13 protein-coding genes are annotated in these 16,679 nt (G+C 66.7%); all 13 read right to left on the reverse strand.

Annotation, left to right across the window (positions count from 1 at the left end; translation table 11 throughout):
- Window positions 1-319: 319 nt before the first annotated feature.
- The 13 genes from GGR89_RS20715 to GGR89_RS20775 all read right to left on the reverse strand — a co-directional run bounded on the left by GGR89_RS20715 (window position 320) and on the right by GGR89_RS20775 (window position 16,673).
- Window positions 320-631, reverse strand: a complete 312-nt coding sequence (locus GGR89_RS20715; RefSeq protein WP_167713073.1) for a hypothetical protein — start codon at window positions 629-631, stop codon at window positions 320-322.
- 1 nt (window position 632) lies between these two features.
- Window positions 633-983: a hypothetical protein gene (locus GGR89_RS20720; RefSeq protein WP_167713075.1), complete on the reverse strand. Its 351-nt coding sequence runs from the start codon at window positions 981-983 to the stop codon at window positions 633-635.
- Window positions 980-1,240: a hypothetical protein gene (locus GGR89_RS20725; protein WP_167713077.1), complete on the reverse strand. Its 261-nt coding sequence runs from the start codon at window positions 1,238-1,240 to the stop codon at window positions 980-982. Before GGR89_RS20725 ends, GGR89_RS20720 begins: the two co-directional genes overlap by 4 nt.
- Entirely contained in the window at window positions 1,237-1,950 is a 714-nt protein-coding gene (locus GGR89_RS20730; RefSeq protein WP_167713079.1) for a lysozyme, read from the reverse strand. The genes GGR89_RS20725 and GGR89_RS20730 overlap by 4 nt, the downstream gene beginning before the upstream one ends.
- A 13-nt stretch (window positions 1,951-1,963) precedes the next feature.
- Window positions 1,964-5,257, reverse strand: a complete 3,294-nt coding sequence (locus tag GGR89_RS20735) for a fibronectin type III domain-containing protein (protein ID WP_167713081.1) — start codon at window positions 5,255-5,257, stop codon at window positions 1,964-1,966.
- Window positions 5,257-5,565, reverse strand: coding sequence for a hypothetical protein (locus tag GGR89_RS20740; protein ID WP_167713084.1), 309 nt, complete (start codon window positions 5,563-5,565; stop codon window positions 5,257-5,259). Before GGR89_RS20740 ends, GGR89_RS20735 begins: the two co-directional genes overlap by 1 nt.
- Window position 5,566: 1 nt before the next feature.
- The gene (locus GGR89_RS20745) at window positions 5,567-5,998 is read right to left on the reverse strand and encodes a hypothetical protein (protein ID WP_167713086.1); all 432 of its coding nucleotides are present in this window, start codon (window positions 5,996-5,998) and stop codon (window positions 5,567-5,569) included.
- The gene (locus GGR89_RS20750; RefSeq protein ID WP_167713088.1) at window positions 5,995-8,262 is read right to left on the reverse strand and encodes a hypothetical protein; all 2,268 of its coding nucleotides are present in this window, start codon (window positions 8,260-8,262) and stop codon (window positions 5,995-5,997) included. Before GGR89_RS20750 ends, GGR89_RS20745 begins: the two co-directional genes overlap by 4 nt.
- Window positions 8,263-8,352: 90 nt before the next feature.
- A complete protein-coding gene (locus GGR89_RS20755; protein WP_167713090.1) occupies window positions 8,353-10,806 on the reverse strand; it encodes a hypothetical protein in 2,454 nt (817 codons plus the stop codon).
- A complete protein-coding gene (locus tag GGR89_RS20760; RefSeq protein WP_167713092.1) occupies window positions 10,803-13,688 on the reverse strand; it encodes a putative barnase/colicin E5 family endoribonuclease in 2,886 nt (961 codons plus the stop codon). The genes GGR89_RS20755 and GGR89_RS20760 overlap by 4 nt, the downstream gene beginning before the upstream one ends.
- Window positions 13,685-15,703, reverse strand: coding sequence for a hypothetical protein (locus GGR89_RS20765; RefSeq protein ID WP_167713094.1), 2,019 nt, complete (start codon window positions 15,701-15,703; stop codon window positions 13,685-13,687). Before GGR89_RS20765 ends, GGR89_RS20760 begins: the two co-directional genes overlap by 4 nt.
- A 3-nt stretch (window positions 15,704-15,706) precedes the next feature.
- Window positions 15,707-16,252 (reverse strand): hypothetical protein, encoded by a 546-nt coding sequence (locus tag GGR89_RS20770; RefSeq protein ID WP_167713095.1) that lies wholly within the window; start codon window positions 16,250-16,252, stop codon window positions 15,707-15,709.
- 1 nt (window position 16,253) lies between these two features.
- A complete protein-coding gene (locus GGR89_RS20775; RefSeq protein ID WP_167713097.1) occupies window positions 16,254-16,673 on the reverse strand; it encodes a GNAT family N-acetyltransferase in 420 nt (139 codons plus the stop codon).
- Between the last annotated feature and the right edge of the window lie 6 nt (window positions 16,674-16,679).

A 16,679-nucleotide genomic window follows, 5' to 3' on the forward strand; every position in this document is an offset into this window, starting at 1 on the left:
CGTGCGAACCTCAGGCGAGAACTTGTTCGTCGTCTTGCTCGTCATAGGCCCTTCCTCTCAGGAGTTGGGGCCTCCGACAAACCCGGCGCGGTTCACCATCTGAGATGACGCGACTCGGGGATAAGCCATGGCGAACAGGCACAGAAAAACCGCCTCAGGGGTTCCTGAAGCGGTTTGGCATGTGTGGGATTGGTTGCGGGGGCAGGATTTGAACCTGCGGCCTTCAGGTTATGAGGCTATCGCCTTCTAATGTTTTCAAAGACTTAGCTTGCTCAAATATTCCGACTTTGCCATTTAGCCCTAGGAAAGTCGGAACGCGCTATTTGGGTTTGGCCATCTCCGCGCTCCAGTCGACGGTATAGCGGACGGTGGACGCGCAGCGCTGCCACAAGTCGCGGCCGGCCATGGCGTAGGAGAAGGTCACGCCCTCGCGCGCCAGCACCACACCCATGGGCACCAGCTCGGTTCCGGCCGGCAAGGTCACCGATGCGCCGTCAGCCTGGGCAACCGTGGCCGGCACCGCCAGGCGATAGCTTTCCAGCTTCGGCAGCGCGCCGAGGCTGGCATAGACTTGCGGGCATTTCGCCAGCTCGGCCGGATCGGGCAGCGCCACCACCGGCCGAGCGCCCATGCTACAACTCGTTAGCAACAGCATCCCAAGGGCTGCGCCCATCGCGTAGTGCCGCATCACCTTTCTCCTTTAGTTCCTGTTGCTGCTGCCGCGCAGCCGCGTCGCGCGCGTCGCGCGCTGCGCCGGCCGATCGCTCGGCCCGAATTTGCCGCTGCCCCATCTCCGCCTGCGCCGCAGTTCGATCGCGCTGGACGGCCTGCCGATCATTGAACCAGTCGAAGGCACGCCAGCCGCCCCAGAACAGGCCCAGGAGAACGATGGCGAGCCCGAGAGCCATCAACCATGCCACTGGCCTGCGAAGACGCTCCACGACGCCCCAGCGGGCCGCCAGCGCGATCAGCGGGGCGATCATGCTTCGGGCTCCGCCGGCGGCGTCGACCGCGCCAGCTGATCCGCCAGGCGGCGGGCCTGCTGCGCGTCGACCACCTTCTGCACAATCAGCAGCAGGCCGGTCGCGGTACTGGCGAGCAGCTCGCCGGCGCCCTCCGGCATCTTGCCGCGGATCACCACCGGGATGACGATCACAGCCAGCACGACCAGCGCACCGGCCGCGATCGTGAACAGCCAGAAGCGATCGGGCGCGCAGTGCAGTCTGTCGAGGATCTTCATGCTACCTCCTGCGCCAGCACCGCCGCCACGTCGGCCGAGATATCGACGCGGCGGGCGCTGGACCATTTCGGGGTGTAGGAAGGCTTGGCGACATCGTAGATCGTCGTCTTGCCGTCGTTCGACCAGGCGCCATCCCAGAACAGCGCCGCCTCGGCCTTGCGCCGCTTGGCCAGGTCGCCGCCGTTGAGGTAGTGGCTTTCGAGGAAGGCCCGCGCCTCGGCATGCCGCCCCTGATTGACCAGCTTGGGCCAGTCGCTCGTCTTGATCGCGCCGGTGTTCCAGTGCCAGCTCAGCGCCGCGGCGAGCTGCGCTTCGTTCAGCGGCACAGTGAACGCCTTCAGCACGTCGGGCAGATAGCCCCGGCGCAGCAGCCACACCGATACTTCCAGGCAACGCCGGATCGGCTGCGGATTGTCCTTGTAGCGGCCGACGCGGTGCCCGCTGGCATCGGTGACACCCATCGCCCAGGTGCCGACGCCCTTGCTGTCCTTGTACCACTCCGGCACGATCGCCTCATGCTCGGCGACTTCCAGCACGATGCGCACGGTCAGCGTGGTGCAGGCCAGAGCCGGCGGCGCGGGCGCGGCCGGCGCCGGGCGGGCGATGCCCAGCTCGTCCGCCAGCTTGTCGAGCACCACCACGTCGGCGGGCTGAAACTCCCCGTCCGCTTTCAGCGGGCGGAGGCGGTTGAAAAAGGCCGAGCGTTCCATGCCATGCCCTCCGTTACGATGCGCGCTCAAAAGCGCCGACGGCACCGCTGCCGTCGGGGCGCCGGGCCACGCCGAGAAGGTCGAACTTCTTCGCCTGGATCGCTGCACGATTGACGATCACCGAGCCCGCAACCGGGCGGAAGTCGCCGAGCGTCTCCGAGACGTTGGCCGAGCTGGTCACATCGGTGGTGTCGTTTACGAACTGCGATGCGAAGGTGATGGAACCGCCCAGGGCATAGGGCGCCGAGGTCGGCGCCACGCGCATGCCCGAATAGCTGTTGATCGCCGGAGCAGTGCCGGATTCAGAGCCGTTCAGGCTGACGTTGTAGGCCGAGGCCACATCATAAACGACCCAATAGTTCTGGCAGCGGCTGGGATCGGGCCCGTTCGAGCCGTGCCCCGTGCTGTCCCACACAGTATTCCAAGAGGTCCAGAGGTTGAACCCCTGATACCAGTTGGTGTGGAGCATAGCGTTGCTGTCATTATAGGCTCGGTTGTAGCGCTGCCCGATGCCGGAGTTGTACGTGATGACCACGTTCGAACTTGGCACCGCCAGTCCATCTGCCGCAATCTGCGCGACCTTGCAGCCGCCATAGTTGGACGACTTGATCAGGTTCCCGCGCATCGAGTAGCCGAGCGTCGGATAGCCGTAATTCCCGCCGGCATTGTAGGCGAGCGTGAACACCAGCACACCGGCCGGCGAGGTGATCGGCCCATAAATCCGGTTATCGAGGTGCATCGTGAACATCACCGGCACGGTGGGCGCCGAGAAATCGCGAATTGCGGTGAGGCAGAACAGCGTGTTGCCAATGAAGTTCGGAACGGCGACCTGGCCGAGGGGGCCCTGCAGATTGTTGCCTGCCACAAGTGCGTGGCCATACTGCTGCTGCTTCGGATCGCCGATGTTGGCTGCGACCGAATAGGTGTTGTTGAGCAACCACACCCAGCCGTTGCGCCACTGGATGCCGAAGGTGGCATCGAACGGCGTGTAGGTCATGCCGCTGATCACCAGCTCGCCCGTCGCCTGCTTCACAAGGCCGGCGGTGCTGTCCGCCGCGCGATCGAAGAAGATATTGGCGGCGCCCGTCGCGGTTGCGGTGGCATAGATGCCATCGCCGAACCACATGCGCGGGTGTCCGGCCTTCACCGGGCCATTGCCGAAGATGACGGTGCCCGGGGTCGCAGATGGGTCGGCCTGGACATAGAACCACACGCTCCCGCGGGTTCTGGAGCCCATCGCGGTTCCGAAGCCAGCATGGGTGCCGGGCTTCAGAAAGGCTCGCCCGCCACCCGAGTCGCTGTGCGTGGTCAGCCCGCCGCCGGCAGTGCCGTGGTAGCTCGCCAGCGCCGTCTCCGCCGCGGCGATATTGGCATAGCAGTTGGAGAGCGTGCCCTTGGCCGCATCGGCCGCTGCGAAGGTCGAGAAGACGCCCGTCGTGCCCGTCGCCGTTCCCGACGGATCGACGAAGCAATACCCGATCTTATAGAGGTTCGATGGATCGTTGTAGAAATGCCAGCGCGCCTGAATGTTACGGCTGTTCACGATCAGGTTGTCGGCGCCGATGTAATTCCAGACGCATGTGCCATCGGTGATATCCGCCGACAGGGTCGTGCCGGTCGGGCCACCGGACGCGGCCGAGGTGCCGGGCGTCTTCAGCTGGTAATAGCCCGAGCCGTTGCGGACGATCGTGCCCGCCATCGGATAGTTCTGATTGCCGCGCCAGTCCGCGCCCTCGCCATCGTAGCGGGTGCTGAACGGGAGACCCAACCATGGGTATGCCACAAACTCGAAAAAGCTATCGCCTTGCGGAAGCGGTGCCGTGTTTGCAGTCGGCGCGAACACCTCAACGGCGCACCCGCCGGGGCTGGACGTGGTATACTGCGTCGATAGCTCGGTCGAGACGATATCGGGCAAGGTGACGCTGTTCGTGCGGGACATATCCCACGCAGTTGCGCGAATGCCGACGATCGGCCGCCCGCCCCCGATATGGATGCCCCATCCATGATCCGCGGCCACTTCGACGCGCATCGTTCCCGTCGAGCGCTGGTGCGGCGGCGTGATGACGTTCAAGATGACAGAGGGATAGGGCAGCTGTGAATTGTTCGTGACGGACACGCCCGCGCCGGTAGTCGCGAGCGACGATGTGCTGCCGACGACATACGCACCCGCGCCGATGCTGATGCCCGTGATGGTCGAACCCGCAAAGAGCGGCATATCGAGCACCACATAGACGGTCACATCGCTGCCCGAGACCTTCTCGACATAGCCGGTGTTCTGGCTGAGCGGAATCAGCGTCCACAGCACGCCACCGTCGGATACGGTCTGGCCGTCGACGGAGTGCGTCGGCGCGGTCGCACCCTTGGTGCCCCCCAGCTCGGTGTAATAGGCGCGGCGGAAGCCGCCAGCCATGCCCCAGCAATAGGATCGGGCGGGCACGGTCGAGCCCAGCGCCGTCCAGGGCTGCGGCCATGGGCACTTGAGGGGCAGCGTGCCCTTCACCGTGCGGGTGCGCGTGACGGGGGTGATGACCCCGCCGACATCGTCGAAGCCCGGGTCTTGAACGGTCAGCGTCACCTTGCTGGCGTCGAATGCCGGATCGTTGATCGGGTGTCGGCGGCCCATGCCCTTGAACGTGATCCCGACGACGAAGCCGGTAACGTCGGGCGCGGCGCCGCTGTCGGTGGTGAGCGTGCTGTTCATCGACGCGAGGGCGAGGATGCCGCCGGCGACCGGCGCGGCCGATGGGGTGACGCTCTGCGGGGACGAACGCGCGCCCTCGTCAACGCCGTTCACGGCCGAGACCTGCACGGAGTAGGGCGTGCCGTTGGCCAGGCCGGTGATCACATAGGGGGAGGCGCCCGTTGGGCTCGCGATCAGCACGCCATCAAGGTAGATATTGTGCGAGCTGATCGGCGATCCGCCGTTGCTGCCATCGACCCAGGCAACCGAGATCTGGCCATCCCCGCCGGTGGGCGTGACAGCCGGGACCGAGGGGGCAACGGGCGCGCCGGTGCAGTTGAGCGCATAGGCCGCCTGCCGGAAGGTTGCGCCGCTGCCGACCATCTCCTGCACGATCGCGGTCTGCGTCGCGCCCGCGGCCAGCCCGGCGGTCAGTGCTAGGCCATCCCCGTTGTTGAGCTGGATATTGGCGTTCGTGCCGCTCAGGAGCGAGAAGGTCGAGCTGCTGCCGAGCAGGTGCTGCAGGTTCACCTGCCGCCCCGTCGCGCCGGCGGGCACGGTGACGTTGCGGACGCGGACACCGGCGCCGCCGCCGCCGCCATTCCCGGCAAGGGAGATCGCATCCATCAGCCGGCCGCCTTGATGGCGACCTTCTCGCCGTCGGCCGTCACCTTGAACGTACGAGTCTGGCCTGCGCCGATCAGCCAGCCATCGCCCGAAGTAGCGATCGGCGCCGCGCCGAACTTCACCCAGATCGCATCCAGCGCGGTGATGCACCACACATAGCCGCGCTTGCCCGTTTTGCTCGCGACGACGTTACCGGCGGTGCTGTCCAACGTCTCCGCCTGCGCGTCGACGCTGTCGAAGATCGGCAGGTCCGCGCCGTTCAGGGTAAGCGCCGTCACCAGGCCAAGGTTGATCTGTACGGTAGCCATCTCAGCTTCCCTTCTTTGCTTGTTCGTTGAGCCCGGCGACACTCACGCCCAGCTGCGCCTCGGCACGCACCTGCTGCTGCGCACGGCGCTTGACTTCGATGCGCCCAAGGAAGGCGTGGGCAGACCGGGCGACGCTGGCGCGCTCGTTTTCGGTCTCAGCGGCCAGCAGCGCCTCGATATGGCTCAGCGCCAGATCGAAGTCGTCGAGATGGGCGGCGATGGCGCGCCACCGCTCCAGATCGGCCTGCATCGCGGCGCGCTCCTCCCGCGCGGCGCGCAGCAGATCCAGCATCATTCCGTCGCGATGCTCCTCGAGCTGCGCGTCGACCGTGCGATCCGTGTCGCGACCCTGCCCGCGCCGGATGATCAGGGTTCCGACGACACCCGCCGTGGCGCTGATCGCTGCCGTGGCGAAATCGGCGACCGTGCTCATGCTGGGTTGCCCGTCAGCAGGTTGGAGCCGAAGGCGGTGCGGGCATCGCCACCGTTGAAGCGAACCTTGTTCGCAGCCGTCATCGACACAAAGGAGCCGAAGCCGATCCCGGTGCCGTCGACCGAGTTGTACCCGCACGCAGCATCCATGGTGACCCCATAGGTCCACGTTCCGGTATCGCCGTTCTGGAGGGGGGCGATGATGCTGCGCGTCACGTTCTGCAGATCGACCGCTGCATTGCCTCCAGCTGCCGTGCGTACTACGGATGCTTCAATCGAGAGCGTGTCCGAGCCGATGGCCTGAATACCGATGGTGCAGTTCTTAATCTTCACCGAGCGGGATACGTGCAACATATGCGCAGCCGTCGCGAAGATACCTGTGATGGTTTTGGACGCATCTCCGAGTATCTGCCCGCTGTCTATACTTACCGCACCCTTTACATCCTCGATATATACGACCGCGCCGGGCTGAGAGAGCGCCGCATATACATCGCTGATATTGATCTGCCCGCCCGTATTTATCTGCTGTACGCGAATGCAGTTCGTGCGGCAGGCATCCAATACCGGCTGCTGGATCATCACGTCCTGATGCGCATCCTGCGCGGTCAGTGCGGTCGAGGTGCCCTTCGCGGCACCATCGATGAGGATCCCGTATTCGAGCTGCGACATCTCGAACTTCTCGACCCACGTGTCGCCCATGAGGCCATAGAGATAGAGGCCTACTCGGGTGTCCCCGACGCCGCCGGCCGTCTCGCACTGGATCAGGCGGATGGAGGCATTTGCGCCGATGAAGCCCCAGGAAGTCGAGTATCCACCCACGGCAAAGGCGGTATAAAAATCGGGATGGCCGTTCGACGCACCCACATAAGGGCGGACGCCGCGGCATTTCTCCATCACACAGGCGCAAGTGCCGCTGACACGATAGTGGATCGGGCTACCGAAATCGAAGCACTCCACCATGCGGCCTTCATACCAGCCCTTCACCTCCCAGCCGGGAACAGCATCTTCGCGGCGGTTGGTGACGGCCGGTTGAACGACGCCATCGCGATAGGTGTTGATCCGTTCGACGACCAGGCGCCGCGCAGTATCGGCCGCGACGTTGCCGTTCGTCAGGCCCGAACCAACCTGCACGACCGGCTGCGTCGCCGCCGCAGCCCCGGTCAGGACGATGCGCGTCCCGAAAGTGCCCTCGGCGCTACCCCAGCCGCCCGATATCTTCCGAAAGCGATGGTTCCAGATGACCGTGCGCGTGACGACATAGTCGTGCATCGCTAGCCGAACTTCTTTGAAGATGGAGGGCGCGGTCTCAAGCGCATCGGCGTCTGTGCCGAACCAATCAACCCAGCCCCACGGAGTAAGATCTGCATTGATATCGAGTTCGGGGTATTTGAACCCGTAGAAGATCTGCTCGCACGGCGCGTCTATGCCGCCCGCAAAACCGATCGCACCGCCACTATCGCGATAGATCTTCGCGCCAGGCAGGAAGGTAACGCGCTTGTTGAAGAGCACCGATCCGCCGAGGTGGTAGCTGCCGGCCGGGAACACGATCGGAATGTTGGCGGCCGCCGCCGCCGCAAAATAGGGCGACATATCCGCAACCGACGTCCCCGCGCGGATTTTGTCGCGCTCGACCTGCGGCACGATGAAATCCATGATCGAAGCCTGATCGACCAGAACGTCGCCCACGCTTCGCACGATCGCGCCGGTCTTCGCGCGCTTCCAACCGACGAAGCTGGTACCGCTTTGGCTGGCTAGGTCGGTACGCAGACCCGTGTCCGCGCCGGTCCCGGAGGCGTACAGCAATTCGCCGTTGGGCCCCACCACGGGATATTTGCCGGCATAGGTGCTATTGGCCGGTGGCTGCCAGGTGCGGGCGATGGTGGCGATCGCCACGTTCACGCGGGACACCACTTCCTGCAACGCCAGGATCGCGCGATCCCAGGCGCGCTCCATCAGCGCGGATTGCGGAAGCGAGTTGGGCGGCGCCAACAGCGTCTGCGTCAGCGGCGTCGAGCGCCTGCGCTGGATGCTCTTGCCCGCCGGATAGGTGGTCAGCGTGGTGATGGCAGTCGGCGCGGACATGCCGTCGCCCGACCGGGTATAGTCGGCGCCTTCCACCAGCTGCACAATGTCGCCGGTCACCGCGTCGATCAGCTCGACGATCAGTTCCGAGGCCGCAGCATACTGGAAGGCAACTGGGAAGCTGGTGGTGCTCCCGTCGCAAAGGCTGATCTGTGGGCCGTTATAGGCCGTCGATACCGTCATCCCGTGTCCCGTCGCCGCATCGCCGGCTAGGGCCGGCTGAAATGCGGAAACGGGCGGGGATGAGATCGCCCGGTTCCTGGGCGCCTTCTATCACTGCTGCGGCGTGTCGCCAAGCGCGTTCGAAAGGTCCGGCGCGCGATCGGGCGCGGTCTCGCCGGGCCGCCACCAATAGGCCTGCCCCTGCTCAGATGCGCGCTTCTCCATCCGATCGAACGCCTTGCGATAGTCGGGATCGGCCATTTCCTGCATCTGGTCGATCAGCAATCGTTCGAACGCCGCGCGCATGTACCAGAGCGACCCGCCCGGCGTTTCGCCGCGTACCGCCTTGGTCAGGCGGCGGCCGTAATTGACCTTCTGCTTCGGGTCCATGCTGTCCCACATCGCGTCCAGCGAGAGGGAATTCACCGTGTCAAGCGTTGCCCACGCCGGGCCCTTCAGCGTGTCGCTGAAACTGGATCCGAAGCGGCTTTCGCTGGACTTGAGGAAGTCGCCATAGATACCGGCGCCGCCGCCCTGCGCCGCCGCGGCGCCGAGGAACGCCCAATCCTCCATCGGCCGCGGGTCTTTGCCCTTGGCGAGCTCCTTCATCTGGAGCGCCAGCGCGCCCGCCACAGTGGTGGTGATCATCAGGCCCAGCGCGTAGCCGGCGCGGCCCTGCCACGTCGTCATCGCCATCATCCGCCGCGCGTGCAGCATCGTCACCGTCGCGGTAAACCCCTTGAACTGGAATGCCGTGCGGCCCAGTTCGCCCAGCCAGGTGCCCGGCCGAAAATTGGCGTTCACCATCGCGCCCAGCTCCAGCCCGCCCACCGGGACAGCGATGTCGGTTTCGGCCTGGATCATGCCCAGCACGCGGTCGCTCAGCGCGCGATCGGCGATGTCCATCGGATAGAGCCAGGTCGCACCGCGTTCCTCGCGCAGCGGTGTGGCGCGGATCGCATCCCACTCGGCCGCTCCGATGCCATAGCGCTGGAGCATGCGGGCATAGCGCGGATCGAGCCGCGAGAATTCATGCTCGGCGAAATGCGCGAGCGAGCCGACGAAATCCATGCCGAAGCCCCAGCGGCCAGCCTGGGTGAAAGCGTTGAGGCCAGAGAGGCGCAGCACGCCTTCTGCCACCCGACGCGAAACCTCGCCCGTCATTTCCTCGAGAAGATACCGCCCCTGGGTGGAGGCCGCATGGGCATAATCCTCGGCAATCAGGCCGGTACGGATCGCGTGCGCGCGATCGGTCGCGTCGAGCGGATTGATGTATTTCACATAGCCGGTGATCGTGCTGGTGGTGGGCAGCCCGTTGAAGCTGCGCGTGAGCTGCTGCGTGGCCACGTCGCTGGTGGCGGACAGCGTGGCGCTGCCCAGCTTGGTTGCAACCTGCCAGCTGCGGATCGCCGAGAAGAAAAGTGCCAGCTTGCGGCTATACGGCTCGCGCAGCTTGCCCGTCGCTTCGTCGAACAGGTTCTGCAGCTTCTTCGCCGCCTTGTCCGCCGAGGCCTTGGCCTTGCGGTCGCCCAGCTCGGCCGCCGACTTGCGGACGGTATCCTGCAGCCATTTAAGCCCGGCCGGCGGGTTCGGCCCCAGCGTCTCCATCAGCGCCACGTCGCGGCTCCGGCGATCGATTTCCCCCATCAGCGCGTCATAGATGCTGCCGACGCCGAACCGATCATGATAAGCGCGCCAATCCTTGCCCGATCGGAACTGGAGCACCCGATGTTCGCCCAGCCGGTTGGCCAGGCTGCGCTGGCCCATGCCGCCCGGGTTTACCCGCGAAAGCCCATCGGTCTCGATCGCGCGGTGCATGTCGCGCAGCAGCTCGTCCAGCGCTTCGTCGGTGAAGGGCTGGCCGGTGCTGCGATCGATCATCCGGTCGCGATCGAGCAGCGGCACCAGGAAGTCGCGCCAGGCCGGATAGCCGGCATCGCCCACCTTGGCGCTGTCGTGATTATGCGCGAGGCCGCGATTTTCCAGCTTGCCAATGTCCGCCCCGGCCGCGTTGGCGCGGCGGCGGAGCATGTCCAGCGTTTCGGTCGCCGCCTGGGCCAGCTCGGTCGCATTGGCATCGTCCACCTTGTCGCCGTGCATCGCGTCGACCATGGCTTCCAGGTCGCTCTTGTTGCGCACCCGCCCAGCTAAATCGGCACGGTGACGCAGCAGCACCTGATCCAGCGCCGCGTGCGCCCGGCCGCGGATCGCCTTCCAGCGATATTCGAACGGCAGCCAGGGTGCGCGATCGTCGTGGATCAGGATGCTTTCCGCGGCCCGAGCCGGGATCGGCTTGGCCGGATCGTGCCCCACGAAACGCGCCATGTTGGCCGCCATTTCTTTCTGCGCGGCTACACCCAGCAAGGTGCGCCGCTTCTTCAGCGTGGCTTCGGCGGCGAGCTGCTCGACCGTCTTGGCGGTGGCCTCGGCCTTGGCGGCAGCCTCCCCCATCTGGCCGCGATAATAGCTGAGCAGCTCGTCGAACTTGGCCATGATCATGCGGCCACGCTGCTCGGTCAGCTCGCCCCGCTCGACCATGCCGGGAATGCAAACGTCCAAGCTCACAGGCACCCCCTGATATTGTCGATTTCAGCCGCGTCCGCGTCCAGATCTGCCAACAGCTGGCGCAGCGTCACCGGCTGCCCCTCAAGATCAAGATACATTTCCTGGGCGACACCAGCAAATTCGCTGTTCGTCGATCGATGCTCGGCGATCCAGGCGCGCACCTCGGCCGTGCCGACCTCGTAACCCGCAATCGACGCCTCGCTATCGCGCACGCGCTTGAGATAGTCTTTTTCGCCGAACGCGGCACGGTAGCCTTCCGCGAACTGCTGCCGCAGCAAGCGATCCGTGCCGGTGTCCGCCGGGTAGCGCTCGCGCGCGATATCGGACAGGCGCTGCTCCAGCTCGGTCAACGCTTCTTCGCGCAGCACGAAGTGCAGCTCGGCCGGGTCGAGAGAAGCAAGCCCCGCGCCTTCCTCGGCGGCGCTTTGGCGGGCCAACTCGGCGCGCAGATCATGCTCGATGCTCTGCACCTGGGCTTCCGCCTCCCGGCCGGCGGGATCGTCGAACGCCTTGGCCGACAGCTCGCGCTCCACCGGCACCCCGGCTGAGCGTTCCGGCGGGCGGATCTGCTCCAGATCGAGGTTGTCGGAGCGCTGCACGAGTTGGGCTTCGGCATCAGCGCGGTCGCGCGACCAGCCCACCAGCTCGCCCGTGTCGCGGTTTCGGATCGCCCATACCGGCTCGGGTGTTAACCCCTGCGCCGCCGCTGCAGCCCATTGCTGTTCCAGCGCCGCCATCTTGTCGTCGGCAGGCGCAGCGCGTATATCCCGTTGGGCCCCGGCGCGCGGAGAGACGGCCGCGCTCCCACCTGATCCCCGCTCAGAGTTCGGGTCAGGCCGGGGCTTTTCATACGCGGTCAACAGCCACGTCTGATCGTCGCCGTGCCATGTGAGCGCGATGCTCGCCTCATGATCGGCGCTTTCCAGCACCAGCCGTTCGGCCCGGCGCTGCTTCACCGTCATGTCGCGCAGCAATTCGGGCAGCCGATCGAGGATATCGCCCATCTCGGGGTGCTTGGCGAGGATATGCGACAGGCCATAGCCGCCCTTGTATGCGCGGGCGGGATCGCCGGGCACACCCCAGCGCACGTCGATATCGCCGGTCTCCGAATGCCAGAGCAGCCCAGGCGCTTCCTGCATCTGCCCAGCTTCCATCGCTCGCCGCGCCTCGACCAGCGACGCTCCCCGATCGCGCACCGGCGCGGCGGCGGGTTCCCAATCCATGCCGCGCACCGGCACGTCCGCATCTTCACTCGCGAGACGTGTGCCGAAGTCCACTTCCATCTGCGGCGCCGCTTCGCGCTCGCGCGCCCAGCTCGCCGCCTCGGCATTGGCTGCGTCGGCCGCGCGTTGCGCCGCCTGCCATTCCTCATCGCTGGCGAACTGCTCGCGCGGCACGGTCGCGCCATCGCCCTTGTCCCCCATCCGCGCATGCGCCCATTCGATCACGTCGGCCGCGCTCTTGCCGCGCAGGAACGGATTGGCGTCGATCGCCGCCTTGGACAGTAGCTGCTCGATCGGCGTGTTGGGCGCGGCGCGCAGGATCTTGCCCGCCCCGCCCTGCCCGGCAAAATGCATTAGGTACAGATTGCCGGCCGTCTCGGGCGCGCCCAGGCGACGCAGCGCGGCGGAATTGTCCGCAACCATGTCGTTCATAAGCTGCTCTTGCAGCTGCGGGTCGCGGCGCTTGGCCAGGATCGCTTCGTCGCTCAGGCCCTGCCGGCCGAAGCGCTGCTCGTAGTAGCGCAGCCAGGTGGGCGCGACGAACTGGTACCGCCCCAGCGCGGAGGAGTTTGGATTTGCCGCCAGATCATTGCCGCCGCTCTCGGCAACAGCAATCTTCGCCTTCAACTGTTCGCGTGGAACAGCCGATGTTTCACGAGGAACCACCAGCGGATCAAGCGGGGCAGGCGTCGGTGCCGAGCCGAGCGAGGTGCCCGAAAGCGCCCGCGCACGCGCGCTCGGCGCGCTGCTGTCGAGGATCGACGATATCGCCGCCTGCAGCCGCTCGGCATGCACCTCCGCCCCGCTGCCGGCGCCGAATGGGCTGGTGGCCGCAATATCAGCCTGCCGTTCGTCGACATGCGCGGCAGCCACTTCATCGGGCGTCATCCGGTCGCGGCCGATCACGCGTTTGGCCAGCGCCCCCAGAGGCTCCAGGATCAGCCCTTGCATGCCGGCACCAGCCACTCCGGCCATGCCGATATTCGCCGCCGCCTCACCCGCCGTCAGTGCCTCGCCGCGCTTGGCGCGCTCCGCCGCGATCAGCGGCTGCTCCACCGCCTCGGTCGCCGCATTGACCAGAGCCTCCGAAAGGATGCGCCGCGCCACCGTGGCACCGCCACCGCCGCCCAGCGGCAGGGTGGCGAGGTTCCAGGGATCGGCGGCACCCGCCGCGAACCCCCCGATGGTCGAACCCCAGCCACGATCGCGCGACACCGTCACGCGATCGGCTGCGCGGCGCTTCGCCTCGCGCTCGTCCACCTGCTTCCCGAAGGCGTCCGGATCTCCGGGCACACCGGCCAGGAAGTCCGGCTTGCGGCGGCGAACCTCGGCCAGATCGGCGAAGACGTTTACGTCGTTCACCCCGGCCGTGTTGTGCCCCACCCAATAATAGCGGTTGGCTGACTTGCCCGTTTCGGCCTGGAGCGCCTCGATGATGGGTGAATAGGAGTCCATCACCTTTTGGTCGCGATAGCCCGCCCAGTCGTCGCGGGCGAGCTGCCACCCCGCCGCAGCGGCTTCCCACCAGCCGGGCTGCGGCATGTCCGCCGGCCCCTTGGCGGCCGGAAGCGCATTGGGATCGCTGCTGTAGAAGCTGGTCCGATCGGGGCCGGGTGCGGGTGCCGGGGCTGGCGTAGGGCCGCCGCGAAGGTCGCTCATTTCCAGGGCACCTGGGCCGCGTCGACCACGAAGGTGCCGCCGCCCTTCACATTCAGGAAGTTACCGGCGCGGGTGCGGAACGCATACCGCGTGCCGCCGACATAGACCGGCAGCAGCCCGCGCAGCTCGGTCGCGGTCACGTCACGGCCGTCCGGCCATTGCGGCTGGGCATTGCCCGCCGCCTTCGACCATTCCGGCCCGCTGGCGCGAGCGAACCGGCGGAATACGCCTTCCGCCGTCCAGCCGCTGGGAATGATCACCCGCTGGCTGTTGAACAGCGCAGTGCCGCCCTTATGTTCGCCGCCCTGCGTGAAGCCGCCGAGCGTGGCTTCCACCGCCCCGCGCCAGGCATCCTCGCTCCAGCCGGTCGCGCCGGCCTGCGCCATTCGGTACGCGTAGAAGTGCTTGGCAGCGTCGAACGTATCGGATGCATAGTCCGCCGGCATCCCCGCCAGCGCGGCGCCGGTATATTGGTCGAACACCTTCTTGGCCTTCTCGGCCGCGAACACCTGCTGATGCGCCTTCAGCGCATCGGGCCCATTCAGGATGCCGCGCACCAGATCGGCGCCGCCGGGCGCATTCAGGAAGGTGGCAGCGATGCGGAAGCTGCCGTCATCGCGGCCGGAAATCTGCCGAGCCGCGCCGAGGATCGCTGCCGGATCACGGAACCCGGCAATGGTCTGGAGCGCCTGCAGACGCTGGGCGGGGTTGCCCTCGGCCAGGTCGCGCAGCGGCTTCACCTCATCGGGCAGCAGCGGCTCGACCGCGACGCGCCCATAGGTTTTGGCCGCCGCCAAGGCTTCGGCGCTGCGGCGCTGGAGGCTGGCAGGATCGCTCAGGTTCAGCGGTGTCACCGTCTTGCCCGTGGCGAACTGGAGCTGGAGCATCGCACCACCAGATTGGTTGAGCCGCTCGGACTGTTGCTGCCGCAGCGCCTGGGCACCCTTCAGTTCGGAGGCCTCGGCCGGGGTGAGGCCGCCATTGCCCTGCTTCGCCACCAGCGCATTGATCCGGGTATCGAGCTGCGGCAGGTTCGCGCCGCGATAGCCGATTGCCGCCGCCATCTCGGTCCCCTTGGCGCGCGCCTCGGCCGCCGCGCTGGTATCCCCGATCGCCTCATAGCGCGTGGCCAGCCCCATCCAGTCGCCAGGGGTGCCGGCGCCGGTATCGAGATTGGCACGCAGCGTGGCGAGCTGCTCGCGCTGGAGCTTCAATTCGTGTTCGGCGGCGGCGCGCTGTTCTGTCTCAACCTGCCGTTGGCGGATATCGGCCCCGCGGCGCAGCTGGTCGACAAGCTCGGGGCTCCCCAGCATCGACTGGATCTCGGGGCTGTCGAGCAGCTTGATCGCCCCTTGCGGGTTTTCCATTGCCTGTCGCGAGACGAGCGCCTGCGTTACCTTCTGGTCGCCATAGCGCTTGAGCTTCTCGGTGTCGTCGGCGCCGAGGCCGAGGCCGTCGGCCAAGGTGCGCAGACGATCGCGCTCGGCGATGAACTGGTTCGGGTCGCGCGCCGCGAGCAAGCCGGCTCCATCCACCGCCACGCCGAAATCGTCGCGTTGCTTTTCGATCTGGCGTCCCGTTTGCCAGCGTTGTTCACCAGTGAGCAGCGATCCGCCATATTCGGCGAGCGATACCATCGCGCCATCCTGCGCGGCACGGTTGCTCACCCCCGACATCAGCTTGTCGCGGGTATCTTCCCACAGCTTCTGCACTGCCTCGGCATGCCCAGCCGCGCCGGGTGCCGCGGACGTGCGCAGTTCGTCGATTTTCGCGGAAAGGTCGACACGCGCCTGGGCGAACCGCGCCGCGAAATCGGCTGACTGCGATTGCCGCTCCTGCTGATACTGGATCTCGGCAACGCGGTTGCGGGTGTCCTGCTCGTTCTGCGCCACGCCAACGGCAACGTTACCCACCTGCTGCAGGCCGGCCGCGATAAACCGGCCGGGGTTGGCGACATCAGGCGTCGGCATCGAGCGCTGCACGTCGCGCGGCGCATAGCTGGGAGGTAGCGCCATGACTTAGAACCCCGTTCCCGTTGGACGCGTTCCGCCGCTGGGCATCGGCACCGGCATCGTCGTGCCCGGCGCGCGCGGCATGCGGCCGGCGGCGCCCGCCGCAGCAACCCGGCCGGATTGCGTGAACGAGGCATAGCCGCCCAGCGCCTGAGCCCCAGCGCCGATCAGCCCACCCCACAGCGCAGCCTTGGCCTCCGATCGCTTTCCGGCCGCTTCGGCCCGCAGCGCATCTGCCTGTCGCCCCGCCGCGTGGCGGGCGTTGAGCACGTCCCATTCGGCATCGATCGCGTTTTGCGTGATCACGTCCAGCGCCGATCCGGTGCCGATCGCGGTGCCGTTCATCCCCAGTGCCGCCATCGCCTCGCCCTGGGTTGCCCGCGCCTTGCGGCGCAGATCCTCGGTCTGGCGCGCGCCATCCATTTCGGCGAGCTGCGCATTGGCTTCATCCACGCCCGCCTGCGCGCGCAGCGTGTCGCTCTGGTTCACCGCGCCATAGATGCCACCGGCCAGCTGCAGGCCGATCGCCAGCGGTGCCGCATAATGCGCCATGTCAGCGCTCCCCCTTCAATCGGCTGTACAGGTCAAAATCCATTCCGGGCTCGAGCTCGCGCATCGTGCCCTCGCGCCGGAAGCCCAGGCGGCGCAGCCAGCCATGGCCGCCGGCATGGCCGGTGCGGACGTGCGCAGTGATGCGGCGATAGTCGGCCTCATCGATCACCGCCCGCACCATGCGCGTCACCCGCACCATCTCGCGCGGGGTGAGCGCCGCGATCCGTGACCAGACCAATGCGCTGTCGTTCGGCAGCTCGACGAACCCGCCGGTGAAGACCAGGCGCCCGTCATCGTCGCGGATCGAGAAGGCGGGACCGGCGTCGCTCAGCCGGCACGCCTGCGAAAAGCTCACATCCGCCGGGCCGGCCTGCTCTGGTTGCGGCACCAGCTCGGCCAAGTCGAAGGGCTGCATATCCATCGCCCG

The sequence above is a fragment of the Sphingomonas trueperi genome, from assembly GCF_011927635.1.
GTDB classification, from domain to species: Bacteria; Pseudomonadota; Alphaproteobacteria; order Sphingomonadales; family Sphingomonadaceae; genus Sphingomonas; species Sphingomonas trueperi.

Bases quoted from the DNA above. Each gene is read 5' to 3' on its own strand.
- GGR89_RS20775 (WP_167713097.1), bottom strand. From the start codon at position 16,673: ATGGATATGCAGCCCTTCGACTTGGCCGAGCTGGTGCCGCAACCAGAG.
- GGR89_RS20745 (WP_167713086.1), bottom strand. From the start codon at position 5,998: ATGAGCACGGTCGCCGATTTCGCCACGGCAGCGATCAGCGCCACGGCG.
- GGR89_RS20770 (WP_167713095.1), bottom strand. From the start codon at position 16,252: ATGGCGCATTATGCGGCACCGCTGGCGATCGGCCTGCAGCTGGCCGGT.
- GGR89_RS20765 (WP_167713094.1), bottom strand. From the start codon at position 15,703: ATGGCGCTACCTCCCAGCTATGCGCCGCGCGACGTGCAGCGCTCGATG.
- GGR89_RS20750 (WP_167713088.1), bottom strand. From the start codon at position 8,262: ATGACGGTATCGACGGCCTATAACGGCCCACAGATCAGCCTTTGCGAC.
- GGR89_RS20760 (WP_167713092.1), bottom strand. From the start codon at position 13,688: ATGAGCGACCTTCGCGGCGGCCCTACGCCAGCCCCGGCACCCGCACCC.
- GGR89_RS20730 (WP_167713079.1), bottom strand. From the start codon at position 1,950: ATGGAACGCTCGGCCTTTTTCAACCGCCTCCGCCCGCTGAAAGCGGAC.
- GGR89_RS20740 (WP_167713084.1), bottom strand. From the start codon at position 5,565: ATGGCTACCGTACAGATCAACCTTGGCCTGGTGACGGCGCTTACCCTG.
- GGR89_RS20715 (WP_167713073.1), bottom strand. From the start codon at position 631: ATGGGCGCTCGGCCGGTGGTGGCGCTGCCCGATCCGGCCGAGCTGGCG.
- GGR89_RS20725 (WP_167713077.1), bottom strand. From the start codon at position 1,240: ATGAAGATCCTCGACAGACTGCACTGCGCGCCCGATCGCTTCTGGCTG.
- GGR89_RS20720 (WP_167713075.1), bottom strand. From the start codon at position 983: ATGATCGCCCCGCTGATCGCGCTGGCGGCCCGCTGGGGCGTCGTGGAG.
- GGR89_RS20735 (WP_167713081.1), bottom strand. From the start codon at position 5,257: ATGGATGCGATCTCCCTTGCCGGGAATGGCGGCGGCGGCGGCGCCGGT.